Origin of the sequence: Klebsiella sp. HN106 (genome assembly GCF_051209435.1) — a bacterium.
In the GTDB taxonomy this organism is placed as follows: Bacteria; Pseudomonadota; Gammaproteobacteria; order Enterobacterales; family Enterobacteriaceae; genus Klebsiella; species Klebsiella oxytoca.
The window spans coordinates 121299-147066 of sequence record NZ_JBLURD010000013.1 but is presented as its reverse complement, the minus strand read 5'-3'; the positions used below and the strand labels follow the sequence as shown (position 1 = coordinate 147066).

Here is a 25768-nt window from a genome sequence, read left to right as displayed (position 1 = left end):
GTATTCTATTCATATGCTATATGAATAAGAGGATGATATGACTGAACAAGAAATAAAGCATCGCATGTCAGCCATACAAAAGAGCATTCTTATTTCCCTGTATCTTTTGGAGAAAAAGCTTGGCAGCCCCATTGAGGTCAGAAAGCTGCGGCAAATATTGAATAAAGAACGTCGTGAACGAGGCGTGCCAGACTTGCAGGCGAGCAATTTCGCAGTTTCATGCAAAGTTTTAAACCAGCGTGGCTACCTGCATAAGTTCAGAGATAAAAAAACACTCTACGTCGCGTACAAACTGACAGAGAAAGGGAGCAGTGAAGGTGAAATGGAATACATTGAAATGTTAAAAAATATTGACTAAAGCTCCGTCGAAAAGAAGAACGTAACTCTATAAAAGCCGGGTATCCCCGGCTTATTTTTATCGCTTTTCTTTTTTCATCGTCATTTTGTTGAAGAAGAAAAGATTAACCGGCATTGGTCTCTTTAAAGTTCTGTAGAGCGCTATGATGTCCGTATCGTCATCAACATAGTGACCAGCTTTATGGTATAATCCCTGCATATATTCTTCATTCACACCTTCCTTGTGGCAGGACTCCATGTATGTTGCTAAGAGGAGTTTTGCATTGGCATATGAGCATGAAATTAAATCCACAACGTCCGGGTTTGCAGAGGCGAAACAAAGATCGCCCTGCATGTGTTTCAAAAGGTGCCGTTGCTCCTGAATGAGGCGGGCCTGATTTAGAACGGTGTTGGGGATCAAATCCTGATAGATAAAAGCAACAGCCTTCTGATGATCAATGAGAGAAACTTTCATTCGCCGGTACTCCCGCATCATACTGGTGCATTTACGTCGGTAATGAAGAAAACCAGACAACAGGACAACGACTACAGCAAGATAAACCCAAAACATTTTTTCCATTACACGCCCACCATGCGGCTTAATTTGATGTCGCTGGTCTTGTCGGATTCCAGCACGTTAAATCCTATGACCACCAGCTCAGGATTGCTTTTCCAGCTATCCAACCCATACAATGACACCCAGAGACTTTCCCATGCTTTAACGGCCATTTCTTTGGAAAAGAATATACCAATTCCCTCCCGGTTGATTTCATCAAGCGTCAGGTTCTGAACCCGCTTCCGGCAAATCTTGTTAACACCCAGTGTGTAGCGTGAAGCCCAACGTGGCATATGGATTGATGGACGACTGCGCCACCAATATTCTGGCGGTTTGCTGGCGGGTTTGTCTGAATTGACGGCATAGCGAACTTCTTTCAAACTACTCCAGTTGGCATCTTGGCAGTCAACCCCATTAGGGCCACTAAATGGATGCCAGTTGCCTTTCTCATAAAAGTTTTCCCGAACCCAGATGGTGTCACCTGTGTTTTGAATCCCTTTTATCGTTGGGCCGGGAATTCGGCAGGTTTGTGTCTTATCACCGGATATAATACCTATCATCATATTCGGCGTGAAAATAAGCGGAGTAGACATAATCCCCCTCAATTTCCCAAATCTTTCATCGTCTGTTCTTTAAGCTTTCTGATAGTGGTCAACACACCGACATACATTGCTGAGTCTTCATTGCGGCCATCCATCTTCGCTATCGTATAAAGCCTTTGAAACTCCATTGTAACGGTATCGATGCCACTAAGGAAAAGCTCATTACGAATACGGGCTGTCGATTGAGCACCACTGATCACTGATTCTAATGCCACAAGTACATCTTTTGCAGCACGTAGTGTATTTGGCTCTGCGCCCAATAGTTCTTTTTTATTAACATACTTAAGGAAGAGACGCAGGATCTGATTGGTGGCATTAAGTAGGCTCCAGAGATAAAGATTATCATTCTCTAGCGAGCTATTTTCTGATATAGAACGCGATACGCTGTTCTTAACTTTTTCGTGATAATCACTTTCCCAAGTGGTTGCGGCGATGCCCATCCACTCATCCTTTTTCTGGCGAGTAGTCGCAAAATCAGGAAATGCGTTTAGCAGAGGTAAGGCATGATCCCAAGGAATTACTTCCCCATTAACCATCACACCATCAGACTGAGTGCTAAGTTGTTTTAAGGACAAGAGTATTGTCCTCATTTGTTCCGATTCAATCAGTAAATCTAAATCTGGTTGAGCCATCTATCTTACTCCGTCAGATCGTCTGGATGAGTGAACACTGGCGCACGACCATGACGAAGAAAGTAAAGTGTATCGTTATGTTCCCGACGTAAAACGGTTTGTTTTTCTTTTTTCATGCCAATTAAATCCCGGAAGAAACGAATAACTTTTTTGCTCATGTAGTACCCCATTAACATTGTCTTTTTTTCCATTTTTGCATGTTCAATTCAAGGAGTCGTAGTATACAACTAACCCATAACATGGACAGGATAACACTTTTCCTCTACAGCCCGAAACTATGGCATTAAACCACAATTTCTTGCTATATCAAGAACATCGCCATTTCTGATGACTTTGCCGATATTATTAATTTCTCCCACGCTGGCAGCGGCACAGTCACTTCTCACGATCATCATCGTCACAATTTTCTCAGGAGCGATTGCCTGAAGGTCAACTTTTGAATTTGGTGTTTGCAGTGAGAACACATAGAACGCAGCTACCGCACCGAGCATGATAAAAAATGCGCTTCTGAACAACGCTGATATAACCATAAACCCGATAAAAGCCACCCCACCGTACAGAATTGCATCCTTCCAGCTCCCGTTATTAGCGAGAGTATCTAATGCTGTTTGTAGTTCAATCATGGTTGAAACCTGTCTTTCAGATGATGAGACATTTTATTAAACCCCAAAAAAACGGCCTTTGAAAGGCCGCTTTTGGTGTTTCCCGGATAAAATGAATTTTATGAAATTGCCATAATTGTATGTTTTGCATACGAATTTCCGATCCCACCAAAGGGAATATCATCATCAAAATCCATTGGTTCTCCAGCACCCGGATGGCCCTGATTTTGTGTTTGTTGCTGAGGTGGTTTATTACCACTTTGAGGCTGTTGTGGTTGCCCCCATCCATTGTTGTTGCTTGGAGCACCAGCATTGGATTGCGAACCTCCACCTTGACGGCCACCCAGCATTTGCATCGTGCCACCTACGTTCACGATCACTTCTGTCGTGTATTTTTCTACACCGGCCTGATCAGTCCATTTACGGGTTTGCAGGGCACCTTCTATATAAACCTGAGAGCCTTTATGCAGATATTCGCCCGCAACTTCTGCTAGTTTGCCAAACAGCACAACGCGATGCCATTCAGTTTTTTCTTTCGTTTCACCGGTTGTTTTATCGCGCCAGCTCTCAGATGTTGCCAGTGTGATGTTCGCCACAGCACCGCCGTTAGGCATATAACGCACTTCTGGGTCTTGTCCCAGATTACCGACTAAAATGACTTTGTTGACGCCTCTTGAAGCCATGATATGTACCTCTTCGCTTGTGAAAGTGTTGTTGCTTCGTTATGTGAATTTTACCATTACCATCTTAAAGCCGAAGTATTTTTCGCAAAACAAAATCATCGCATTCATGTAAAAAAAGGCCGCATTGACTGAATGCGGCCCCAACATAAACCCTGTTTTGAAATCATTCTGCATTGAGAAAACACTTACCTTCCTGCTCCATGCGTAACTTTTCTTTATTCGATATTACGACACTTTTTTCAGTAAGATTTTTATTAAGCGATAAACACTGATCGTTCGCATCTTTAGCATTCAGATAAGCTCCTAAAGTAACGGCTTCTTCTTCCCCGTCGATAATCAACCAGAATGGCAATGATTTTGGTAGGTACTGCGGAGTGTATTTAATCTTATTACATTTAATAGCGATAAAATTCCGCTCAATCCATTCTAACCGTCTTTGCATTTCTTTGTATTTTACAGATAACGTCTTATGATCCAAGTCATACGATTTACAACGCAATTTATTTTTTATGTCCTGAAGTCGCGCTCGGATGTTGATAATTTCTTTTTTTGCCAGTTCGTGATCCGCTAATAGAATTGAATGCAACATACATACCCCCGCTCTATGTTTGCATATGAGTGAGCATCCACCCCCGTGAATGCCCTATGTGAGTTTATTTTTTTCCTGCTGCCTTCCTGTTTCTTTCTTTTGTCAGATAACTTTTTGCCAGACGCAAAGACTTTTCTACATTCCCCTTCTCACGTACCAGCTCGGTAATGTGTTCTTCATTCAGGGTAAGTGATTTTTTATGCTCTGCTATTTCCACGTCATACCATTTAACATCATCCTGCAAATCACTAATTGCAGCTTTAATAGCAAGAAGCTTGGTCGTGCAAATTCCGGGTGGTAAATCAGAACCGAGCAAAAAAGTCGTCTGGCACATGGAGGGGATATACGATGCCCATCCTTCTGTCTTGGGTGGTTTTTTGCCATAGCGCGTCGCTGGTGGCTTAGTTGTATCGACCCATGTAATACCATCAATTTTCTTTGTGATATTGACAAACTTCGGGGAATTCGGGGTTGAATTCCTGCGTCGCTGAATAGAGCGAACAACCTCTTCATATATCCTGCCGGTTACTTTTCCCGTGTCTTCACAGGTATCAAACAAAGCACTGTAGAGGACGGTGCCCACGCTTAATGATGCCGGGCATTTCTGTCGGGCGCTCATTCTCCCTCCGGCATAGCTTTCTCAACCATTTCAGCCAGTGCCTGTTTAATGTGGAGTGGGCAGGAACTGTAGTTCTTGAAGTTAACGTTCTCATGCACCAGCTCATCGTATTCGCCGCTTGTATCGCGGTAGTACACTTTACGTTGACCCAGACCGCCATCGAGATTTTCATCCAGCCAGCGAATAACATTTTCAGCATCATTCGTAACCGAAGCTCCCTTGTCCCGATCGACAAGGATGATGAACTCTTCGTTTTTAACAGGAATGCTAAACGTGCTTTTTATTGCTACGGTCATGGGAACACCTCTATGTTGGTTTTTCATTTTAATCTACCATCGTAAGCCATTAAGCCGAATAGCAGACAAAGAAAAACCCGGATTGCCGGGTTTTTCAGGATATCTGAGACATCACCTGATCTTATTCTGCTGGCTCTTTTTCGCCTTTTCGATCCAAAATGGCTTGCAACTGTGTTGTCAGAATTTCAGCCAAGCCTTCGGCCTCTTCCTCACCGGGCAGTCCTACCACCAGCACTGCTCGTGTTCCGTCAGACTCGACGGCGTAAACGCAGTACGAATAGTCGTCTTTCTTTTCTTTAGGTACTTCACTGTGATCGCAGATAAGTGCATCACTTGAATCTACAGGCCCATAGCTTATCGAGGCATATGCGGCATCACAACCGAGCGGTAACGAGGTCATGGCGTGCAGCCTCAGTGGCTGTATATCATACTCAGAACAATATTTTGCTATCTCATGGGCATCCGGCAATTCTCTCAACAAATCCTTCGCAATAATGTCATCTGAATGCATCCGCCACATTGTGGAGATTGCCCACATGGCACCGAGGTAATACTCTTTATCTTTATTTTCCATCATCAATCCTTATGCCAGATCACTACTGGCGACTCTTTTTAAACTCATCACTACTGTATTTTTTGAAATATTCAGTGAAACCTTTATCACTTTCAATTGTGGCCTGCTCAGCCGCATTGTTTGCCCGACGCATATCCCGGTCAGAAATTTGCTGACTCAGCTTCATGTATCGCTCGACGTTCTCCGCTGTCGGTTCACGCACCACGTCGCTATATGCCTGCTGATAACGTTCATCAAGGCTCAGGCCAAGAGAGCACGACGCCAGCAACAGGAACACCGGCACGACTATCATCTTCTTCATCCGCATTCCTTTTGGGTTCGTTTCATTTTCATGGCGATTAAATAGTCATGAAAATTACAAGTCACTTTCAGTCCCTGTCTTCTGCGTCTGCACACAACTGGCAGTGGCAACGCTCAGGCGCTTCACGCTGCTTGAATGCAGTCAGATTGTGCAGTCGGATCGGTCTGATTCGCTTGAATAAAGTATGACCGCAGGAGAGCCTCAATATCCAGATCCTGCCCCCACGCTCGCCGTCGCATATGTCTATATGTTCGACTTCTTTCCAGCACTTTTTCATCCCTGATTTTCGCCCCTGTCCTGTTTCTGCCAGCGCAAGTAGTCAATGCAGGTTTTTAGGAAAATAAGAAGCCCAAAACCGCCAATACCTAAGCCCACATAGGGGTAGAAGAACAACAGGAAAATACCCGCAGCAACGAATCCGAATGAACCATTCATAGCCTGATAATGTGTGTACGGTGCGGTCGCTCCCGAATACAATCCGCCATTAGCAACAACTCCACCAAAACCAAAAATACTCCAGATAAACACTGCCCCGGCTGTAACCCACTCCCAGTGATCCATAATTCGCTCCTGAAAAAATAAGTAATCATGAAAAACGCGAATGACTGTCTTTCAGCATTACTCACTGAATGGGGGCTAGTAGCCCCCAACAGCGTCACCATACGGGCTTATTTGGCAACTTCACTACCGGCACCCAGTGCAACACCGGAACCGATTAAGCCGCTCATAGCTTTACTCAGATCAGCAGGCATCGCGATTACCTTCGCGTTATCACTTTCGCCCAGCGCACTCAGGGCTTCAATGTAGCGAGTGGTTAACTGGAACTGCATTGCTTTTTCCCCGCCTTCACCCGCCATAGATTCGGCAAGCAAAGTGTTTGCGTCTTTGATACCTTCCGCTTCGGATACTCGGGCCTTTGCGTGCAGAATAGCGGCTTCCTGATCAGCCTGAGCACGGAGAATAGTAGACTCTTTCACCCCCTGAGCTTCGAGGATAGCGGCCTGTTTGTTACCGGTAGCCAGCGTTTCAATAGCCTTACGTTTACGTTCTGCTGCTGCCTGCTCTTCCATTGACTCCTGCATGGACTCAGACGGGTTGATGTCTTGAATCTCAATAGAACGCAGGCTCAATCCCCAGTCGGTCATTTGGTCAGCCATTGACTTCAACAGGGTAGCTTTAATCTCATCACGCTGTGACAGGCTTTCGTCCAAATCCAACTTACCGATTGCCGCACGAAGGGATGTCATCGCCAGATTAACGGTCGCAATCTGGTAGTTTTCGACGCCGTATGCCGCTTTTTGTGCGTCAACGACTTTCACGTAACAAATAGCATTTACCGACAGCACCGCGTTATCTTTCGAGATAACTTCCTGTGATGGGATTTTCATGATCTGGTCTTTTGTAGACAGGCGGTATGCAACACTGTCCACAAATGGGATCACGATGTTCAGGCCCGCTTCGAGCTGGCTGTGATAGCGACCAAGGCGTTCAACCAGCCATTGTTGTCCTTGCGGTACAATTCGCACGCACTTGAACAACGTTAAAAGCACAACAGCCAGAATGATAACAATGGCAATTAATCCGATTGGCATATTTTAGAACCTTCCTTTCAGGAATGAGACGATTTGGAGATAACCACGCGCAAAACATCGTGGTTCACTTTTTCTTTGACAACGACCCGGCTGTCTGGCGCGATCTCATCATCAGAGACGCATTTCCACTCAGTCCGGCCTTCAACCGGTTTCTGAAGGATCAGGAGTCCTTGCTTTTCGCTGGCGCTGCCTCGGGAGAGAATGCCGATTTGTCCGATAACCGTGTCCTGAATGGATGTATTCGAGTTATTGCGTTTGCTGATACGCACCCAGAGGTAGGCACTGATGATCATGGATACGATCCAGATGCCGATTTGCGACCCCAAATGCATATCACTGATCAGGAAAGAGAGAACAGCCGTAACCGCTGCGGCAATAGCCATCCATAAGCCGAAAAACGTTGAGGTGAACAATTCAATTAGCAGGAATATCGCCCCAACGATAATCCAACTCCACCAAACTACATTTCCATCCATAAACTCCCCTATTACCTCAGATATTATTGAAAGACCCATAAATGCAGTAGATCGTCCCCAAGAGGGCAATCCCTCCTAACATCACCATTACTGCAAGAAACCCACCACGTCGAACGGTGTACTTCACGTTGTCAGCTTTATGCATAAGAACGATCATTCCGCTCACCCCAAGAAGGATAAACGTCAAAATGAAACATAAAGCGCCGAAAAATGGATAGAACACGGCTGTTCACCCCACCAGTTTATGAAAAAGAATCTACCCCCTCCTAAAAGTCACCTTTTTAACTTTCTTGATGATCTCATACTGATACAGAGGGCCGAAGGTTTTTAGTCCTGAATAATGGATTTTGTTTTACCCTCCACCCATTTCCATCGGTGTGCGTTTCCCTGAGCGTATTCATCTTTTCCATACCGGAGACGTTGCAGACTCATGTTTATTCCGGTCATTGCACTGCTTTTGTTGCACCAGTGATGGCCCCCATTTTCAGTGAGATAGGAAACGACTTCGCTGGTGGTGTGTGCGTTACCTTCCCGCATTAAGTTTTCAACCCGTAGCATGGTTCGCTTCCAGTCGGTCATATACCGTCCTGTATCGCCCGGAGTGCCAGCTACGGCCATACGAGTATCAACATTCAGTTGTTCCCGCAGAACACGTCCAAGACGGCGGGAACCGGGTATTAACCGAGCTTCACACATGACTCGCAGCGAATATGAAGGTTCTCGCATTTCCTGCTGATCAACTGGGCCTAATATATACCCTTCTCTTTTCTCAACCTCGATTAAGCCGATACCGGCTTTTTTTAAGAGTTCCATTCCAAACTGACTGCGCCTACCACCATTGCTGCATTTAACAGCGATGCTGATCATATGTGGCAACCCGGCTTTCGGATTATGATGACTGCTGAGCCAGTCAAACGCCTGTTCCATCACCGGCAGGCCAAAAGATTTTTTGCACTCAATAACATGCACCCAATGAGATTTGTTCGCGATCAGATCAGGACGTTTCGAGCGATGCTTGAGAGCGACTTCCGGGTAGGTTTCCCAGCCATAGGTCTTTAGCCATAGATCAACGCAGGCTGCAATCTCCGCCTCAGTCATGTCTGGTGAGCATGGGTCGGCAAATTCTGGCTGTGAGTCCATGCGGCAGACAAAACTACCTTCATAGCCGTCAAGGTATCGACGCAGCGAAAACGGCGTCTCTTGATAGGTTTTGCGCATATACCCCCCGGTTAACGCAATTAATGTTTTGTCGTTTTTGATTCGTTCAGTTTGTCATCACTGATGCCGTAATCTGGAAATGACTGAGTAGCAGAGATACTCACTGCATTATGCTTGCGAAACATTCTGAATGTCTCCTCAAGCGAAATGGGATGAGCACTGGTTGTGATTTTTCCGCCATAATCATTGAGCAGCGAAATATAAGAAAATGCCTTTTTACAGTCCCACATTACCCTGTGAATTTTTCTGGTGATGCTTGCGTATGTTTTAGCTTTCTCGACTGCCTCGTATGCAGTTAATCCAAGGGTATAAAAATACGCAGCGATCATCCCGATGTTTGCCTTGTCAGAGATCTGTAGTTCTTCGGGAACTCCATTCATGCTGTGAAGACCCAGAATGTAAAACAGAAACTCTTCATCCCTGTAAACATCGCTCCTATCAAAAGATCTCATGTATCGAACATCATTCATATAATCATGATAGGCATCGTACAGCGCCGAGTCCTCAAGTGGGGCTAACTCAGGGAAGTTATGGCGTATGACGTTGACAGTCTGCTGGTCTTCGTCATTAAGATTCCAACCTTCCGGTGTGTGCCAGTTAGATATATCGAAAATGGAGAATAACGCAAACCATGACTCTTCATTACTGAAAAAAGCATTCACTGTAGTCTCTGCTTTTTCGCTGTTAAAGAACCATGCAGCAGAATATCGGATAAGGTTTTGATAATGTACGCGCTTGATCAACGGAAAGCCGTCCTGATACGAATCTTCGGAATGAAGCGACGATGCCGGTACGTCTACAGGTTTACTGTTAAACGGGAAGAAGCCCTGTGTCTCGCGAAAGGAAAAATCAAATTCAGTATTATATCCTTTGTCCTGCTGGAACACCTGCCCGGCGAACGAATAGAGATATGATGTCACTACTGAATGAGATAGACCATCCTCAGATGGTGCTGGCTGCATGACAGTATGAACATCACCGGTTTTATTCAGTGCATCATATGGCGTGGGGATGCTTTTACCCATCAGTAAATCCGCGAGAACGAGATGTGCATTCTCCTGTGAAGAAAGCGTTATCGGGATAAACGAATTGAATGCATTCTGCCAAATGATATACACCCCATCGACTAGCCGAATCTCATAGCATTTCGGCACAATTTCCCATGAAGTTACAGCTTCAATTGCAGAAACGTATGCTTCGGGCATAGCATCCAGAGCGGCCCTACGCACAGTGTTCTGACGCTCAACGGGATCAGAGGGCAATACGAGTGCTTCGAGAAGAGAAACCAGTTTGGCAAAAACAAAGACGCGTTCACCCTCCACTTTGTATTGAGCATCAGGTACAAAATCCATTTTACGTAGTTCAGCAACGATTGGTGGAGTAGCCACAAATGAGTGAAATTCATCTAATATAAGTGTTTTACGCATAATTCCTCTTTGCTGTGTTGTCTTCTTGGTTGCATAGTTTGACAGAATGCGTCCAAAAATCCTTTTGTTATGACTTAATGCGGTCGTTCCAGTCGTCGATCAGGCGCTCGATGGTTGCACGTGGAGCTGGCGCTATCCACTCACAGCAGGTAAACCAGAACTGGTTGAAGCGGTATGGTAACGAGGTTGAGTACCGATCTCCGGTTTCCAAATCAACTTTTCTTCCACTGAGTATCGGCTTGTTCTTACAAAAAGGGCAAGACGACGTGCTCTCGACGAATTTCTGAATAATTGGAAATGAATCTTGGGGTAGCATTTCAGGATCACCCGGTTCACTGAGTGCCCACTCAGTGCCTTCCGGTATCGTAATAAACTCATCGTCAACAAAATATTCAAAAGTCGGGAAGAGGATGTTTTTCATTCCATGCCTTCGCCAACGCAGAAAGGCAAGGAATTCAATTTTTTGTTCCGGGAAGTGTTCCATTGGAACTCTGAAACGATACACACCGGGAACATTGGGTAGACCGTCTCCCTGCGGCGTGGTTGCAAACCACGCTGTATGTTTCCCTACATCCTGATTTGCGATAGATAATACCGCAGCGCTTTTATCTGAAAAGGCACGACGCATAATCATTTCCTCAAAGTTAGCTTCACCTGCGCTATCTGATCGATAACTGTTGCTGGTGGAGTACCATTCTCAACTCTGACGATCACGAGAAAGACGCTATTCCAGACAGTAAGCAGCGGTGCAATCAGCACAGGCAAATGAGTCAGTGGCGACATAAGCAAAAGCATAATGCAGAGTAAAGCAAAGACAAACACCTGCATTATCCAGACTGGCAGGTTTATCATCAGTCGGTTGAATACGCCTTTTGTGATGTTCGCTTGTTGCCTGAACTGCGCAAGCAAGATAACTGAAAGGCTCAACCAGTAGAATCCGGGCCATAGAGAGACTATCGCGCTATTTGTAATCATATCGCTTAGTGCAATAAAAACCTCCGCAGTGACAAGGCTTCTCTGTGGCCCGTTAGAAATCACATCCAATATAACGGTTAACATCCCGTTACCCAGATAGTTCCACAACGATATAATCGTGATAAAACTGAAAGCAATGACTTTCAAAATCTGGTGCTGGGCTTCGCGCATTTTAAATGACCAGCTCACAGCCGAAACAACAAAAAGGAAATATGAGCCAAAAATAGTTAGCGAAGCCGTTGGTCTTAACTCCCCTTTTACACCAGAAAGAGTAAGCCAACATGTAACAAAAGCGAACACAGAGAGCACTGATACACATAATGTGTTTTTCGAAAGTATGGGGTAACGGAACGACTGAGCAATGCATTCCTTCGTCTCTGAAAACTTGAGTATCCACCCTTTCATCATTAGCCATGTCCTTTGATAAAGTTACGATTACGAACCCTTTTCTTTACTTGATCATAACGTTCCCCCAGCAAGCGCGTTCTGTCAATGCCATCGCTGGTACGACTACATAACCAGTAGATGTCATATACCTCTGCATAGTTAAGCTCACCAGTTCGACCCAGTGCGCGGATAATGTTGTCGATAACATCATCCGGCGCTCCGTGGGTGAAAAGTCGTAAAAGGCTCTCATCATCAAACCGATCATCAATGCATTCAATTTTGCTTTGTAAGCCGAACGATAGAATACTTAATACTGTCGTCAGCAGAATAAATATGAAACCAAAACCAGCAGTTCCTGCGATCCCGGACAGCGAGCCATCACGAATGAATAAATAGAGTGATATAATAAATGCAGAAACACTAACTAAGCACAGCAGCACCAACGCCCATTTAAATAATGTGAATCGATGGTACTTTTTCATGCTAATCTTCCCTGATTCACTTTCTTTTTTTATAAAAGAAATAAGTGATTCGTGATACTCGGAGCCGACCTGTAGGCCAGCTTTATTGTTAAACATAACACCGCTCCATTCTCTGTCCGTTAACAGTAGAATACCATGCCATTTTACAGACCGAAGCGCTAACGCCTCACCTTTAAGGTTTCATTTCTTTCAGGATGAAGGTATTGGGCCAGCTCATCGTTTTCAACATCCAGTGTGGATTTTGCACGCGCTCTCTTGCTTCTCCATAATCGTACTCATCATGTGATACGGCGATAACAACTGTATCGCGAGTGATCCAGCGATAGTATGACGAATAGCCAAGAACTTCTTTTATAGTATCTTGAATGTAAGTCAGGCGCTCAGACCGTTCATCCCGACTACCTTTATCAATACTAATAACAAGAGCAGGATCAGATTGTTCACGCATCCACTCCATCAGAATATTTTCGTTAAAGTATTCAGAGTTCTGAGTGAATACGGAACCGCTATAAGCAATTCTGGCCACAACGGAAGGTTGCATTTTTTCCGCTATCCCAGATGGAGCGAAACCGTAATAAATTTGCCGTTGATCCAGCATACCCACGGTTACAGGAATGTCCGGTCTTCTGGAAATAGCGAATCCATGACTGGATATATGCCATCCTTCTTCACCATTTGCGGGATGAATCCACATTGGGATGCATCTATCTTTGCTGACTAAGGTGGCATGTTTCGTTGCATCACTCTTTAGAGGGTACAATATTTTATTAAAGGAACGTTTAATCGGTTCCGATATAGAGTTGGAACCATCAGCAATTTCATCACTTTCATCTTCAAGGAAAAACACCTGCTCTTTTTTTTGTTCATCTATCGCAAGGATCACTTCCGGTAAGTCAACCTGATTGGCAGTTTCATCATCACTGTCACCAGTGATGCTTTCTTCACTTTCTTCTTTAGTTGATAAATATGAAAAACATAATGAAAACCCCAACAAAGCAGATTGAGTTAATTCAGATATATAAAAACCGTTACTGTCTTTATCCAATTTAAACCCGCGTGAAGATAAATCAGACTCGAACCTTTCGTTTAAAACATGAGCAATATCGGTTTTTCCAAAATCCACATTGAAATTTTTGTCACTCACAAAAACCACCATATATTTTCAGCAAAAAAGAGTCCATCACGTTAAGACTGTAACATCGTTGTTAACGTAATGCTGAAAGCAAACATTTGCAGGACGTTTCACCGTTGAAACCGGTCAAAAGGCTTGATGGATGCTGCGCAAAAATGTTTTTCAGAGAGAGCGTGTTTCAATGCCCCATGAGTGAAGCCACCCCCCTGAAAACGCATGTACTCATTATAAAAACGACGAGCGTTGCGTCTGGCACGAGCAAGTCGATTTTTCAGGCATTGCTTCTCGCTTTCAAAATGCGCCATAGCCCCTCCTGCTGTGTCAGATCACGACGATTCGGTTGTTGAATACCGCAAACATGTTGTTACGGATTTCTTTCAGTTTTTGGTAATTGGCATCTCGGCGAGCTTGATAATGGAAAGCTGACACACCATCATCATCCTGAATCGGGTAGAGAACGCATGTAGGGTAGGTGTCACCTGCTCCTTCGCCTGTCATTATCTGTGCTTGACTGCATGTATCCATTGAGCGATCAAAGCGGTATCCAATTCCTTTAAGAATTGCAGTCAATTTTTTTATAGTGACTTGTGACATACCGGCTTTTAAACTGCGTTCAATCTCGCGTTGCACAGCCTCGACTTGAACCTTATTATTAGTTTTCATGTCAATGAACCCCATAAACCAATTAAAAAAGTACGGAGCCGAAACCCCATGAAAATCATGCAGCTTTGTAATCTTTTAAACCCGGAAATGAATAACGATCATCAAACTCAAGAGTGTCAATTTGCTCACAGAGTGAGACATAAAATGATTTGACGTCATCAGGGGTAACCTGCCCATCAATACGAAAATATTGTTCAGGATGGCTGGTAGTCAGTTTCCGTTTATCTTTATCGTAGCCAGAGTAGTGATGAACTTCGATATTCAAATCCACGCCTTTCTCCGGGGCCGTCTTTTTAATGTTAAGGACAACCTCGCCAGAAATGACTATGCGATCATCCTTATCATCGCTGTCGAGCCACAATGTAATTTTAACCCGGTGGCGTGAAGAGCGATTGGTTTTACCCCAGCTAGTCACATCACTACGAACCTGTCCAATTGATGGTTTGCGGTTGGAAATTTTTAGGTAGGTAGTGATATCTGAAAAGTTTTTCATCCTGTGCTCCGTATGGCGAGTAGTGGTAACACAAACATCATCACACAGCGATAAAGGGGGTCGAATAGCAGAAAGTAAAAAAAAGTGGGATTCTTTATATTTTTCTGTGTCGTGCTTTTTCACATCTGTTCTTGCGGTTTTTTAACTGGGTAGCTATTAATACCACTGAAATAACATCATATAGGAGTACATCATGCTGAAAGATTAGATAGGGTTCTTCCCCCACTTATGGTGAGTCAGAGAGTAAAGAAACTCAATCATCATCGATCAAAACATAACCATCGCGCACACGGCTGAGTTTCCAGAGTAATCCACAGCATCTTTTTTCATGGTTGGCTGTCGGTTCTCATCACGATCAAAATTATACATTTTTACGTTAAGTCCGTTTGGTGTTCCAATCGCTGACACATAGAAGATGAAATGAATTCGCCTGACCGGGATGCTCATATATCTGCTGAGTATAATGCGAGAAAGGACATCGCGACTTTTGTCATGATCAATAAACTCAAAGCGGTCTTCAATCATGATGAAGAGATGATTTCCTGCTCCCGGCTCACCCGGCATAGGCATGACTTTTACGCGATAATAAATTGCCTCACAAGACCAGTCACGATGTGGCAGGGATACGACTGCGACATCTTTAACAATCTCTTTCATGACACCCCCTGATGCATTTATTCAATTTTACTTAAACATATACCATATGATTAATTCGGTACAGTACTTGTTAATCCCATTCTATATACCAGTAGGATACCGGCCCAAGATTACTCTCCCGGTAAATCGCATCTATTCGCTGCCTTACAAAACTGAGGTCAGCATAAAGGTTCGATTCAACCATTCTGGCGCGATGCCGCTCATTTGACTCACTGATGCAATACTCACGCCTCTGGACATAAAATTCACAGAGATCAGCGTCATTACATGCATCTATCACCTCTCCCCAGCGAGAGGCGGCTCTCAGCCATAAACCATTACTTTCAAGCCGTTCTGCCAAATCGTCTTTTGCTGCTGAGAACATTTCTTCTCTGCGCTTTCCCCTCATTCCCGATCTTGCCATTCAACATCCTCCCCCGGAGCTGGTTAGCAATACGTTATAAGCCTGCTATTTTTTAAGAAAGGATGAAAGCCATGAAGCAACTTTCTTATTCCCGCTCTGCTGAATGAGGTTTTGAAGCGCCTTCTTACCTGCATCAATCTCCCCCAATCGTTCTACATCACTTCCTTTCAAAATCTCTATTCGCACGCCACTGGCTGCATGACATAGAACTGTTCGGTTAACCGTTAATGTTTTATGTAAAACAAAGCCGAATTGTTGTCCATCAATCCTTTCATTAAAACGGGCGATAACCTTTACGTCTCTTGGCAGACCCGCAGCATCAATGATTGTTACTGTTTCAGACATAATCCACCCATTTATGTTAACCACATCACCCGGAGGCAATGAATCACTTCTCGCGAAAAAGTATGTAATAGCAATTAGATACTTTAAGTCCTTTTCCTTTTTTACCGCATAGCACTTCCCTGCCATCTTTTGCTATGTTTAGCGTAAGATCATAAAGACGACGATCTGGCGTATCAGAAAGGATAAACGTTTTACCGTTGAATTTTACCACACTCAAGGACATAGGACGCGGCACACCGAACTTTCCCAATTCATTGTATTGCTTTACGTTCAGTGGTGTACCAGATTCTTTTTTAATATCAGCCTTAGCTCCTGAGCAAAAGATCACAAATGTCACAAAAAAGAATTTTAGAAATCTCATAAACCCTCCGTTTTAATCTCTTCAATTTCTTGTGTATCTTTCACCTTAAGTAAAACGCATTTTGATTTGTTGTATATAATGAAAGAATGTACTTTCTCGCTCAGAGTTTAACTTATGGCTCTGTCCAAAGTGCTCTTTGCCTGACTCAACGCCTGCAACACGTCTTCCAGCGCCGCACACTCTTTCTCGTTGCCGCAGAGATCAATAGCTGCACTTACTCGTTCGCCAAATACGGCAAGTTCTTCTGCGAGTATGGATGAGATACCTTTTCCGGTTTGCTGCATGGTTACATTCATACGCTTATTCTCCGTATTGATGAAAAATTGTTTGAAAACTCCATTTTATCCCCTAACAAGTGGGGGCCGAAGTTAATAGTCGCTCAAAATTTTCATTCGGAATAATTCCGTCCAGTCTTTTCAGCCACTCGTTCTTTGATGTAACGAAATGGATCACCTAACCTCGCACCTTCTTTTGTGACGGCATAACGGTAGTTACCGTTATGGATGATCAGATTCTTCTCTGCTAGAGAATTAAGGATCTGACGTGTCGTACTGAAATTGTTCCAGACAATACCGCATCCCGGCCAAAATTTACCGGCGTTCTTCACCATAGCAGTGAGTATGATTTGTTGGCGTGACCCGAGTTTCATGGCAATGCTCCCTGCACTCTGTGTTTCATAGATTCACGACGTGCTAAAATGCGTTCATGGGCTTCTTTGCGTTCATCGACACACAATGTAAGTGAGAGCCTCAGTATGTGATGATTATGGCGCTCCGTTTCATTGAGGAAGTCAATCGCTGTAAATCCGACAGGAATGGAATTGTTCTGCTGAAAACATTCTGCCAAACGATGTTGAGCAGTGTTAGATAACGCTTCCAGTTCAGCGCAGGTTCTCATAACACCTTTAGCTTCAAACGAAGCAATGGCTTCACACTCATCTGGTTGGTAGTCATATGTTCTATGCGGTGTCATTCCCTTCCTCTCGTTTTGTTAACCTTTCCAACAAGACTGACATACCAAACATAGGGGTCGAATAGCTCATCCAGATTTTTTGTGCAAAAAAGCTTCTGGTTCTGACAACATGAGGCAAAAAAAAACCGGACATAACGTCCGGTTCTGCGTAATGAGGACTATGAAGGCAACCAATTATCACTCATCCATATGTCTTCCAGTCGCTGCAATATTGCTTTCTTTTCCTCATCATCCACACCCGTTATGGAGACTTCAGCACTACTGCCTTTCCCTACTCTCACCACACCACGTTCATAATTTGACAGGATCTCTTTCTCGATTTCAGTTCTCAGTGCTTGTTGAATTTTAGCAGACACCTTCTTACTTGCATCGAATCGAACATCTATACGTAACATATAACCCCCCGGTTATTACTGTACATATACACAGTAGTTAACCAAGCGGCAAATGTCCAGTAAAAATCATTATTCTGTAATCACTTCAATGGTTTCGCCGTGAAAATGACCTATCACCTCAGTCTTAACCCTGTCATTGCGCGGCTTACGTTTGGCACGTTCTAAAGCATCAAAATGACCCAGCATTTTTATCTCTGGTCGTTCGTTCTGAATAATAATGTATGGCATTGGAGCAGTTACTGTTTTCAGCGTACCAGAGGAATTCAGTTCGTCACCGAAAGTAATGTTCGCAACCGGCTGTACTTTGAGGCGACGTCGAATGCGAAGCTTCTCCTCGGGTACAGAAGTTACTTTTTGTATCAACTGACTCATCGGGATTTTCTGGCTTTCGTCTTCCCTACCGTCCTTGCCCATTCGAATGAGTAAGTCAATTTTGTCAGGTGCGAGCAAAGACTCTTTTTCCTGCCAGCAGAATCTGACCGCAGAAATACGTTCATCGTGCCACCAGCGGATCTGGCGATACAAATGCAGTGTCAACACGCCCGAACACTGATTATGCAGCGCCTCAAACCTTGCCGTGCGCGTCTGAAAGTTGCTAATGATGTGGTTTTCGATACTGGCTTTGAGTGTATTAATCATTTCCAGCAGACGAACTAACTCCGCAGTGAATGCATTGTCATCGGACGGAAACCAGAGTACCCCGGCAGCGCGACGTGCCGCCTTCTGAGAAAACTCGTCTTTAATATGCAGGTCAAGCCACGTATCAACAGCCTTGGTCATTGCGTCTCGACCGTATAACTGAACAGGCTTGATTTCTTTAACAGGCACATTCTCTGCACCGCGCAAAACCGGGGTGATTTCGGAGACACGAGCAAACAACGGCGAGCTACCTCTGATCAACTTTTTCAGCGTCAACAGCTCGTCGATAAGCTGATCAAATGCCTTTTTCAAATCCATGACGGATACCCCTGTTAGTTTATACAGTATGTATTTTAACCAACAAGGGTGTTTGTAGCAATAAAACTGTTTTACGAAATCTGGCACTGCTATTTTTTCACAAATAAAATCCTATTCATTTTTGTCAGGCGTTTACCCCAGCAAAGGGGGATGTTTCAATGCTTGTATTTCTTACGGCCCGAAGTTTCTTTGCTAATCCCAAAGGAGGTGATACACCGAAGAACGGAGACTGCCTTCTCAAGCACTCCCGATACCCACCGGTCGCAGGGGAAACAGTATTTCATCAGAAATCTTATTTGCGCTAAGGGAGTTTTCGAAACGCTTCGTATTCTTTGAAGAGGCACACTAATATCCCGCCAAGCAAAAAACCTGAGTAGTGATTCAGGTAGATGTCCTGTAACAGATATCCGGCGAACATCATGCCAGCCAGTAGCAGAAAGGTGGCAAGTAAAATAAATAAGTGGCCCCCATTTAACCTGAATATTGCCCAGATGAACAACGCGCCTACCGCGATCCCGATAAGGGATTGCTTATCGACTCCTCCTTTAATCAGGCCATGAACCGAGACAAACAGGATAAGTAAAAAACCGATAAGCTTCTCTCTTTCTAATCTTAAAAAATATTTTATAAACGCCATTCACATTTTTCTCTGTTCGTTGGCATACCCCATGCCGTAATTACCGTGAGGGTTTTGGCATATTGCCAATAATATCGATGAGCGTGACATGATTTGGTTGCCAGTGCCTCTATCGATTTCGTTACCCAAACAAATGGGGTGCGCCTTTTTATTCACTCACCGGTAAAGCCTGATAAATTTCCCAGCCAAACTTTTCGGTGATCCATGAGTCAACTTTTACCCAGTTGTATCCGTCGAAAGCTTTAGGTTTTTTACCCACTGAGCACCCTGTCATATAGTCATCGCCGATAACGTAAATTGACTGTCGGTTGCGCGTACTTTGATAACGCGTTTCTGTTACGTCCGGCAGGTTCCATCCGAGATGTTCCGCAATGGCAGAAGCGGCTGTTAAACGACGAACCATGTTAATCACCTTTTAGTTTTGATGAGGACATGCTTGATTTTACCACCAAGCAATTACGGGTCAAAACCCGGCTGTGGGAATATCAGCAACTTTCCCCACTAACAGCGGCATCAATAAAAACAGATTAGACCAACATGCAATGTAGCGATTCAATACTACCTCGCTGAGAAACCTACCTTATCTTTTGACCTTTTGTATCGCTGAAATCCCGATGAACGTCGGCCATCTTTTATTTTTTCTTTTTTTCTCTCATTCTTCTCTTATTTTTTCTCGGGGCGCTCACCAGAGAGACTATGCGGATTCGAAGGGATCACCTCTTCTCTCTTTTCTATTCTTGCATACCGGCTCAGGGGATCAGGTGGAATTCCGGCCCCCTCTCACAAAGAGGCACGGCGTAAAAGTGGAACTCCCTGCCCCGGAGCGCAGCGGAGGGGCTTATACCCCTCTATTGCATGTTGGTCTAATATAGCTGGTTTTTGACCCGCCGTAACCCTTCGGCCCACCCATTACCCGTGCGATAATCAGTGAATATCAACCCGTAAAGGTGCCTTTATCGTGACTGGATACGTTATTCCCGATACGCAAATCAACGTCGAAGATGTTATTAATTCCCTGCCCGACTGCTGGAAAAACAACCCCCGCATAATGAATCCGTTTCGGGCAAAACTAAATAATGAGTCGGTATCTATGCTCGTCGATATCAGCGATACGTCCATTTCATTTATGGTATTTATCAGCGATAAATACTTTCACCGGAGTGAAAGTATTGAGTTACCTAAACACACTTTTTCTCTCTACAGTGCCAGCGAAGTTATCAGAAAACTGACACCGCTCGTGGACGAATGGAATAAATCCGCCAATAAAAAAGAAGATAAAATCGTTGCAGCGAAAGATGTTTTTATGGGCATTATCTCGACGGCTAAAACATCCGGCATTGCTGTGATCCCGTCAAAGAGTGTTAACAGTTTTCATTTTAAAAACGGAAGCGATAAACATTACGGCGAAATCGCAGAATGCATCGAGGGGGATTACCGACTGGTACTGAACAAACTCAGCGATGAAGAAGTAAAAAGCATTATCGCGCTAATCACCGGGAATAAATTAAATCCGATTTAATATGTTTTCAGCTATTCGGCCCCCTCTCCTGTCATGGAATAATTTCATTATCTGACACACTGAGTCATCACAACAACCGGAGCCTGAATAATGACCCTTCTCTGTAATGATGTTTATATCTATCCCACCGCGAAAGTTTCCACCCGGCACGTAATGGATCAGGATTTTCTTTACGGTATCGCCAGCAATAAAAATGCGGATTACGTTTTTCGTGGTGCGAAGAACAGCGTTATCGTAAACCTCCGTAGTATTGGTACAGCATGGGAAAATATTCAGGAAACGTTGCGTGCCGATGGCTGGGATTCTGATTGTCTTCCGGGCCTTCTTAGGCTTTTTCAGGTGTTCGTTGAACAGAATGTTCCCTGCATCGAATTCCATGAAGATCATCCAAAAGTACGCTGGGCTGACTGGTTTACCCCTGACACTTTCATTCATATCAAACCCCTCGCCTATGACAATAATCTCTTTTCGTATAACGAGCTGCCGCAGGAACAACAGGAGCAGGCCCGTAAATTACAAAAACTCATCACTTCTGAAACGTTGGATAAGAAAATATTCTGCGTCGTCGGAATTGGTCGCGTTGTGAATACCGAAGACGTGCAAGCGTTTGACCTATTTGAACCGGAGGAAATCAATAAAGATTATGACGGTCTGATTGAAACCAGCACAGGGGAAAAACTTGTGGTGAAAGTGAACAAAGAGAGCAACACCGCTGACGTGGGTATTGTTATGAACTGATATCTGCCCGGCTGTAATTACGTTTGCAGTAAAGCAGGGGAAGCGGCCAGCGAAAGTTAAACAGGTAACACGGAAAAAGAAAGGGCCAACCGGCCCCTTCTTTACTCTGGCTGCTTAAACGTCATCCTAAAACTCGTGTTAGCGATCACCGCCTTTCCGAGCCTTTCTTTATCTTCATCAGACCAGTCCTTCATCACTTCTTCAAGCGGCGTTGACTTCACAGTGATCACTACATCATTCCGGTGTTTGTTTTCGTTAACCATTGTAACCTCACTTATTTTCATTTCGATATAATCCTGATAAAAAGCTGGAGTCATTGCCACCCTTAGTCTCTTTCGGCATCAGCGGACGCAAAAATAAAGCAGAGAGCAGGATAATGCTGAGACGACTCACCATCTTTACGTAACTCATTATTGACGATGATTCCGTATTTTCCACAGGTGAAACTAACCGAGTTGGGAAAGTAACATACAAAAGTGTATATAGCAGGATCACAAGACCTATAGCCCAGATGGTGTTGATTTTCTTAACACCAAAAGGTGAAACGAAAGTGTTCCACAAGATCCTCAAAACGAATGCAGAGTATGCAAATACAATAACAGAAATCGCCAGATCTGATACCGGAGTAAGCGGTTGGTTAAGGATATCCAGATTCATAACTTACCTTGAAAATATGTTTTACTGATAACGTTGAGGCAGATACAAACTCGTTTTGTACTGCCGAGAGGTTGACCGAGACGCATTGCGTCGCTGGTAAGCGTGCCTCAAACTCTCTTGATTTATGCGAACAATTTCCTGTACCTGTTGACGGAAAAATAACGAGAAGAAACCAGATGCAGCAGGGCAGACCGAATATGATCAAAAGTAAGGTGTACTGTTTCTTCTTCACCCGACACATGAATTAGTAAATCCGTTCTTCCCGACTCTGGATCAATAACGAGCAACTCATATGTGATGTAAACAGCCTCCCCTTCTCTGTCGGTGAAAGTGATGGAGGTGTTAGGCGTAACGCACACATGGCCGTTTTCCATTTTTGTCATATAGGGTAAAAGTGCGGTAATCCCTTTCAGCATGAGCGGTAACGTATCTTTAGCTGGTGGATATCGCAGCCCTATCTCAACAGTTTTTTCTTCCCCCTGTTTTCTTCGGCTAAGATAATGTTCGCGAATAAAAGCCGTCAAAATTCCTTCACAAAAGCCGGGATAAGGAGGATTGAACAGCATCGAAAGGTCTGGGCTGCATCCGGGAAGGAACCATATATCGCCTTCTGGGTCGATCAGACCACCCCATTGAGCCACTAGTTCACGTTCATACTGAGTCTGGCGCCGCTTATTTACCTCTGCCCTCGCTATCAATTGAGCACGAAGAGGCAGAGCGTCTCTTTCATAGTTGTCACCCAACCGGATGATCAGTTTGCGTTTAATGTCTTCATTGGCCGAAAGCGCTTCGGTGAGGTTCTTCAACTTACGGTCAATGGACTGGGTATTGTTCGTGTTCACTGCTTTGCCCCTTATTAATTGCTGGCCGTTCTACTGATCGCAACCGACTGCCGCAAAATAGCCAGCACATCGCTTACAGCAATTTGCCACGCCATAGCCTGACGGCGAATAATGAACACGCCTAATTCTATGCGCTGCTCATGACTCAGAAGATGTTGCAACGTTTCACCGGCCTCAGACATGATCAGCATGACACCCTGAGCACCATTGTTATGCACAGTCAGCCCTTTGTTTTTCTTCTGACCGTGGTAATTGATCGTTGTGCTTTTTCTCAGGCCAAACAGCAGTTCGCAAAACGCAGTCAGTTCATACTTCGAAAGCTGTAAGTACATCTTGCTACCCCACTGAACCTCGTTCCCAATGATTTTTGCTACCTCAACGTTAACCGTCAGCTCGTCCGACTTATCTCTTTTACTGTACTGAACATTCAACGCTGTTCTTTTGCTTTCATCCTTCTGCCTGTCGCCATAAAACTTGATCGCTTCTTCAAATTGACTTTGAGACATGGACTTACCTCAAGGAAAACACTGCAAAAAACTTTTGCTCATTAAATCACAAAACGCCCACCTGCCGAAATTGATGTGCTGAGGCGGGAAAGAAAGCAAGCTGATGTGCTGAGGTGGGATAATCACGAAAATTTGCAATGCACGGTCGGTCAGTAAACGGCGATGTGCTGTAGTGGGAAAATGACCACAAAACGCACCTGTTTTTATGATCACTACTCTAAAAGTGATGTGCTGGAGCGGGATAAGATGGCTAACCATGTGCTGTAGCGGGGAAAATAAGAACTGCTCAGTAAAACTAAATGCAATTGATGTGCTGTAGTGGGAAGACTGATGTGCTGGGAGGGGAAACTTGATGTGCTGTAGAGGGAACGCCGGGGCTTCTATTGATTAAATAACGGACAACCTCATGTGCCTGAGCGGGTAAATGGGGCCAATTGATGTGCTGTAGTGGGAAAACACCAATAAAAGGGGACGCTTTTGAGGGGTAAAAAATTCAAAACACCCTAATTTAGCTCAAATAATAAGCTACTTAACCAAAAAAAAATAAAATCCGCCAATTTTCCCCGCTATAGCACATCAGATTTTCAGGTTTCCCACTTCAACACATGCTCTTCCCGCAATAACACATTGAGGTAGCCTTCTCGCTATAGCACATGACAAGACGGGTTTCCCGCTATAGCACATGACAAGACGGGTTTCCCGCTATAGCACATGACAAGACGGGTTTCCCGCTTCAGCACATGACAAGACGGATTTCCCGCTACAGCACATGACAAGACGGGTTTCCCGCTTCAGCACATGACAAGACGGATTTCCCGCTACAGCACATGACAAGGCAAATTTCCCACTTCAGCACATGACAAGACGGATTTCCCGCTACAGCACACTGAATATGAGTACCGACTACTCACCGTCAGCATCGGCTCCGGCACCAGCACCGGCACCGGCACCCGCACCGGCACCCGCATCCGGGCGAAGGGTGGGGTTTCTGCTGAATATTTTAACGATAAACTCTTTGGAGTTCTTATCCCTGTAGAGATCATAGTCCAGATAACCGATTTTCCGCAGGTCTTCCAACGCATTACGGATCGTTCTGTTCTGTTCTCCTTTTGAGCTAGGCATAAGCAACCGTGCTCGCAAGCGTTCAAAGCTTAAAGGGAGGGGATTAGCAGGCAGTGCTGCTATGTAAGTGTAAATAGCCTGAGCGGCCTCTTTGCGGGGTAATGCAGATAAAGGTTTCTTACGTAAAAGCGTAAGATTATCATCGCTGTATAGTTCCCATAGCCTTTCGTCAGCTTCCAGAACTACAGTGTTAGTATCGACATCAAACTCACTGGTCTTCAATAGGCCAGTCACAGACACTTTCGTGCTGCCGGGCTTTGAAAATTTGATGGTTTTCCCACGTATTCGCGCAAGAGAGTCCGCCATTTCCTTACGGAGCCTTGAGTCAAACCGCTTGTTCGGATACTGGCAATATCGGGCAAAGTCTGTGAATTTAATGACTATTTTATTCCCTGTCAGGGCATCTTCACTGCGGCTAAACGCATGTATAATGCCCATCCAGATTTTGAAATCTGTAGACAGATTTAGCCTCGGCCCGGTTATTTCCACTTGGCTGTACCCTTCGCGGGAAGCGTACTCTAGTTTGGAAAGGGCATCACTTGCATCTATAGGTGCGGCTTCCGTACCTTTTTTCTTTGTCGGTACGAATACCCCCATTTTCATCAGCACAGCAGGCTGGACAGATGAATGCGTTGTCACTGTTAATTTCCTGTGTGTTTCATTTTCTGGATCTGGAATGGCATCTTTGAATAACTTGATGACTTTATTGTCTTTTTCCATTTTATATGCGACCACATTCGCTATGTTGATAAAAATGATGTGCTTCCCACCACAGCACATCGGTTTTCCCACTATAGCACATCAATTCCCCGCTACAACACATCAACTTCCCGCTACAGCACATCATTTTCCCGCTACAGCACATCACGACCCCCGCTCAGCCCAGTCACAGCAAGGGCTGGAGCGATCAGGGATCTGTTTGGATCTGTTTGGGATCTGATAAGGATCTTATTATTGGATCTAGCCGGGGGATATGTGGATAACTCTATGGTGGGTAAACAGTTTTGTATGTTGCTCGCAGC

General features: G+C 44.4%; 42 protein-coding genes. 3 read left to right on the top strand and 39 right to left on the bottom strand.

The features are described 5' to 3' along the window. Window positions 1–37 precede the first annotated feature (37 nt). Window positions 38–358, top strand: coding sequence for a hypothetical protein (locus ACSIPU_RS24060; RefSeq protein WP_435322409.1), 321 nt, complete (start codon window positions 38–40; stop codon window positions 356–358). 57 nt (window positions 359–415) lie between these two features. Here ACSIPU_RS24060 and ACSIPU_RS24055 read toward each other — a convergent pair whose 3' ends face one another. The 34 genes from ACSIPU_RS24055 to ACSIPU_RS23890 all read right to left on the bottom strand — a co-directional run bounded on the left by ACSIPU_RS24055 (window position 416) and on the right by ACSIPU_RS23890 (window position 19765). Then, a complete protein-coding gene (locus tag ACSIPU_RS24055; protein WP_435322408.1) occupies window positions 416–916 on the bottom strand; it encodes a hypothetical protein in 501 nt (166 codons plus the stop codon). Then, window positions 916–1485, bottom strand: coding sequence for a hypothetical protein (locus tag ACSIPU_RS24050; protein ID WP_435322407.1), 570 nt, complete (start codon window positions 1483–1485; stop codon window positions 916–918). Before ACSIPU_RS24050 ends, ACSIPU_RS24055 begins: the two co-directional genes overlap by 1 nt. An 8-nt stretch (window positions 1486–1493) precedes the next feature. Then, complete coding sequence (locus ACSIPU_RS24045; protein ID WP_435322406.1) at window positions 1494–2126, bottom strand: hypothetical protein; 633 nt, start codon at window positions 2124–2126, stop codon at window positions 1494–1496. A 5-nt stretch (window positions 2127–2131) separates the two neighbouring features. Continuing rightward, window positions 2132–2284: a hypothetical protein gene (locus tag ACSIPU_RS24040; protein WP_348851397.1), complete on the bottom strand. Its 153-nt coding sequence runs from the start codon at window positions 2282–2284 to the stop codon at window positions 2132–2134. Window positions 2285–2401: 117 nt separating this feature from the next. Continuing rightward, complete coding sequence (locus tag ACSIPU_RS24035) at window positions 2402–2749, bottom strand: hypothetical protein (protein ID WP_435322405.1); 348 nt, start codon at window positions 2747–2749, stop codon at window positions 2402–2404. A gap of 98 nt (window positions 2750–2847) precedes the next feature. Beyond that, window positions 2848–3411, bottom strand: coding sequence for a single-stranded DNA-binding protein (locus ACSIPU_RS24030; protein ID WP_435322404.1), 564 nt, complete (start codon window positions 3409–3411; stop codon window positions 2848–2850). A gap of 163 nt (window positions 3412–3574) precedes the next feature. Next, complete coding sequence (locus ACSIPU_RS24025; RefSeq protein ID WP_435322403.1) at window positions 3575–4000, bottom strand: hypothetical protein; 426 nt, start codon at window positions 3998–4000, stop codon at window positions 3575–3577. 64 nt (window positions 4001–4064) lie between these two features. Further along, on the bottom strand, window positions 4065–4619 hold the full coding sequence (locus ACSIPU_RS24020; protein ID WP_243211150.1) for a hypothetical protein: 555 nt from the start codon (window positions 4617–4619) through the stop codon (window positions 4065–4067). Beyond that, complete coding sequence (locus ACSIPU_RS24015; RefSeq protein ID WP_435322402.1) at window positions 4616–4915, bottom strand: hypothetical protein; 300 nt, start codon at window positions 4913–4915, stop codon at window positions 4616–4618. Before ACSIPU_RS24015 ends, ACSIPU_RS24020 begins: the two co-directional genes overlap by 4 nt. 121 nt (window positions 4916–5036) lie before the next feature. Beyond that, complete coding sequence (locus ACSIPU_RS24010) at window positions 5037–5492, bottom strand: hypothetical protein (RefSeq protein ID WP_435322401.1); 456 nt, start codon at window positions 5490–5492, stop codon at window positions 5037–5039. Between the two features lie 19 nt (window positions 5493–5511). After that, window positions 5512–5790, bottom strand: coding sequence for a hypothetical protein (locus ACSIPU_RS24005; protein WP_435322400.1), 279 nt, complete (start codon window positions 5788–5790; stop codon window positions 5512–5514). Between the two features lie 273 nt (window positions 5791–6063). Beyond that, the gene (locus ACSIPU_RS24000) at window positions 6064–6351 is read right to left on the bottom strand and encodes a hypothetical protein (RefSeq protein ID WP_435322399.1); all 288 of its coding nucleotides are present in this window, start codon (window positions 6349–6351) and stop codon (window positions 6064–6066) included. 107 nt (window positions 6352–6458) lie between these two features. Next, entirely contained in the window at window positions 6459–7382 is a 924-nt protein-coding gene (locus ACSIPU_RS23995; RefSeq protein ID WP_435322398.1) for an SPFH domain-containing protein, read from the bottom strand. Between the two features lie 17 nt (window positions 7383–7399). Then, a complete protein-coding gene (locus ACSIPU_RS23990; protein WP_348851406.1) occupies window positions 7400–7858 on the bottom strand; it encodes an NfeD family protein in 459 nt (152 codons plus the stop codon). Between the two features lie 327 nt (window positions 7859–8185). Next, window positions 8186–9076: a hypothetical protein gene (locus ACSIPU_RS23985; RefSeq protein ID WP_348851407.1), complete on the bottom strand. Its 891-nt coding sequence runs from the start codon at window positions 9074–9076 to the stop codon at window positions 8186–8188. A gap of 20 nt (window positions 9077–9096) precedes the next feature. After that, on the bottom strand, window positions 9097–10503 hold the full coding sequence (locus ACSIPU_RS23980; RefSeq protein WP_435322396.1) for a hypothetical protein: 1407 nt from the start codon (window positions 10501–10503) through the stop codon (window positions 9097–9099). Between the two features lie 67 nt (window positions 10504–10570). Beyond that, entirely contained in the window at window positions 10571–11131 is a 561-nt protein-coding gene (locus ACSIPU_RS23975) for a hypothetical protein (protein WP_348851409.1), read from the bottom strand. A gap of 2 nt (window positions 11132–11133) precedes the next feature. Beyond that, the gene (locus ACSIPU_RS23970; protein WP_435322395.1) at window positions 11134–11886 is read right to left on the bottom strand and encodes a hypothetical protein; all 753 of its coding nucleotides are present in this window, start codon (window positions 11884–11886) and stop codon (window positions 11134–11136) included. Further along, a complete protein-coding gene (locus tag ACSIPU_RS23965) occupies window positions 11886–12443 on the bottom strand; it encodes a hypothetical protein (protein WP_348851411.1) in 558 nt (185 codons plus the stop codon). The genes ACSIPU_RS23970 and ACSIPU_RS23965 overlap by 1 nt, the downstream gene beginning before the upstream one ends. Before the next feature lie 76 nt (window positions 12444–12519). Beyond that, on the bottom strand, window positions 12520–13491 hold the full coding sequence (locus ACSIPU_RS23960) for a hypothetical protein (protein WP_348851412.1): 972 nt from the start codon (window positions 13489–13491) through the stop codon (window positions 12520–12522). Between the two features lie 98 nt (window positions 13492–13589). Then, entirely contained in the window at window positions 13590–13784 is a 195-nt protein-coding gene (locus tag ACSIPU_RS23955; RefSeq protein WP_435322392.1) for a hypothetical protein, read from the bottom strand. Window positions 13785–13800: 16 nt separating this feature from the next. Beyond that, window positions 13801–14142, bottom strand: coding sequence for a hypothetical protein (locus ACSIPU_RS23950; protein ID WP_348851414.1), 342 nt, complete (start codon window positions 14140–14142; stop codon window positions 13801–13803). 55 nt (window positions 14143–14197) lie between these two features. Beyond that, a complete protein-coding gene (locus ACSIPU_RS23945) occupies window positions 14198–14635 on the bottom strand; it encodes a hypothetical protein (RefSeq protein ID WP_348851415.1) in 438 nt (145 codons plus the stop codon). Window positions 14636–14902: 267 nt separating this feature from the next. Beyond that, complete coding sequence (locus ACSIPU_RS23940) at window positions 14903–15292, bottom strand: hypothetical protein (RefSeq protein WP_348851416.1); 390 nt, start codon at window positions 15290–15292, stop codon at window positions 14903–14905. A gap of 70 nt (window positions 15293–15362) precedes the next feature. Continuing rightward, complete coding sequence (locus ACSIPU_RS23935) at window positions 15363–15695, bottom strand: PerC family transcriptional regulator (RefSeq protein WP_348851417.1); 333 nt, start codon at window positions 15693–15695, stop codon at window positions 15363–15365. A 45-nt stretch (window positions 15696–15740) separates the two neighbouring features. After that, entirely contained in the window at window positions 15741–16040 is a 300-nt protein-coding gene (locus tag ACSIPU_RS23930) for a hypothetical protein (RefSeq protein ID WP_348851418.1), read from the bottom strand. A 43-nt stretch (window positions 16041–16083) separates the two neighbouring features. After that, window positions 16084–16401, bottom strand: a complete 318-nt coding sequence (locus ACSIPU_RS23925; protein WP_348851419.1) for a hypothetical protein — start codon at window positions 16399–16401, stop codon at window positions 16084–16086. Window positions 16402–16508: 107 nt separating this feature from the next. Next, window positions 16509–16697, bottom strand: coding sequence for a hypothetical protein (locus tag ACSIPU_RS23920; RefSeq protein ID WP_348851420.1), 189 nt, complete (start codon window positions 16695–16697; stop codon window positions 16509–16511). A gap of 92 nt (window positions 16698–16789) precedes the next feature. Then, a complete protein-coding gene (locus tag ACSIPU_RS23915) occupies window positions 16790–17050 on the bottom strand; it encodes a hypothetical protein (protein WP_435322389.1) in 261 nt (86 codons plus the stop codon). Beyond that, window positions 17047–17373, bottom strand: coding sequence for a hypothetical protein (locus ACSIPU_RS23910; RefSeq protein ID WP_435322387.1), 327 nt, complete (start codon window positions 17371–17373; stop codon window positions 17047–17049). Before ACSIPU_RS23910 ends, ACSIPU_RS23915 begins: the two co-directional genes overlap by 4 nt. Before the next feature lie 158 nt (window positions 17374–17531). Further along, complete coding sequence (locus ACSIPU_RS23905) at window positions 17532–17768, bottom strand: DinI-like family protein (RefSeq protein WP_348851422.1); 237 nt, start codon at window positions 17766–17768, stop codon at window positions 17532–17534. A 69-nt stretch (window positions 17769–17837) separates the two neighbouring features. Further along, a complete protein-coding gene (locus ACSIPU_RS23900; protein WP_435322385.1) occupies window positions 17838–18725 on the bottom strand; it encodes a DNA replication terminus site-binding protein in 888 nt (295 codons plus the stop codon). A gap of 301 nt (window positions 18726–19026) precedes the next feature. Beyond that, complete coding sequence (locus tag ACSIPU_RS23895; RefSeq protein ID WP_348851424.1) at window positions 19027–19362, bottom strand: hypothetical protein; 336 nt, start codon at window positions 19360–19362, stop codon at window positions 19027–19029. 148 nt (window positions 19363–19510) lie between these two features. After that, window positions 19511–19765 carry a hypothetical protein gene (locus ACSIPU_RS23890; protein ID WP_348851425.1) on the bottom strand — a complete coding sequence of 85 codons (255 nt, stop codon included), beginning with the start codon at window positions 19763–19765 and terminating at the stop codon, window positions 19511–19513. Between the two features lie 555 nt (window positions 19766–20320). Here ACSIPU_RS23890 and ACSIPU_RS23885 point away from each other — a divergent pair. Together ACSIPU_RS23885 and ACSIPU_RS23880 are read left to right on the top strand one after the other, a co-directional pair. After that, window positions 20321–20881: a hypothetical protein gene (locus tag ACSIPU_RS23885; RefSeq protein ID WP_348851426.1), complete on the top strand. Its 561-nt coding sequence runs from the start codon at window positions 20321–20323 to the stop codon at window positions 20879–20881. Window positions 20882–20971: 90 nt separating this feature from the next. After that, on the top strand, window positions 20972–21619 hold the full coding sequence (locus ACSIPU_RS23880; RefSeq protein WP_348851427.1) for a hypothetical protein: 648 nt from the start codon (window positions 20972–20974) through the stop codon (window positions 21617–21619). 101 nt (window positions 21620–21720) lie between these two features. Here the strand turns inward: ACSIPU_RS23880 and ACSIPU_RS23875 are convergent, their stop codons facing one another. From ACSIPU_RS23875 to ACSIPU_RS23855, 5 genes are all read right to left on the bottom strand, one after another. Then, window positions 21721–21882, bottom strand: coding sequence for a hypothetical protein (locus ACSIPU_RS23875; protein WP_435322383.1), 162 nt, complete (start codon window positions 21880–21882; stop codon window positions 21721–21723). A gap of 7 nt (window positions 21883–21889) precedes the next feature. After that, a complete protein-coding gene (locus tag ACSIPU_RS23870) occupies window positions 21890–22276 on the bottom strand; it encodes a hypothetical protein (protein WP_435322382.1) in 387 nt (128 codons plus the stop codon). Between the two features lie 122 nt (window positions 22277–22398). After that, the gene (locus ACSIPU_RS23865) at window positions 22399–23118 is read right to left on the bottom strand and encodes a hypothetical protein (protein ID WP_348851430.1); all 720 of its coding nucleotides are present in this window, start codon (window positions 23116–23118) and stop codon (window positions 22399–22401) included. A gap of 14 nt (window positions 23119–23132) precedes the next feature. Next, window positions 23133–23624, bottom strand: coding sequence for a hypothetical protein (locus tag ACSIPU_RS23860; protein ID WP_348851431.1), 492 nt, complete (start codon window positions 23622–23624; stop codon window positions 23133–23135). 903 nt (window positions 23625–24527) lie between these two features. Further along, window positions 24528–25466, bottom strand: a complete 939-nt coding sequence (locus ACSIPU_RS23855; protein ID WP_435322381.1) for a RepB family plasmid replication initiator protein — start codon at window positions 25464–25466, stop codon at window positions 24528–24530. Between the last annotated feature and the right edge of the window lie 302 nt (window positions 25467–25768).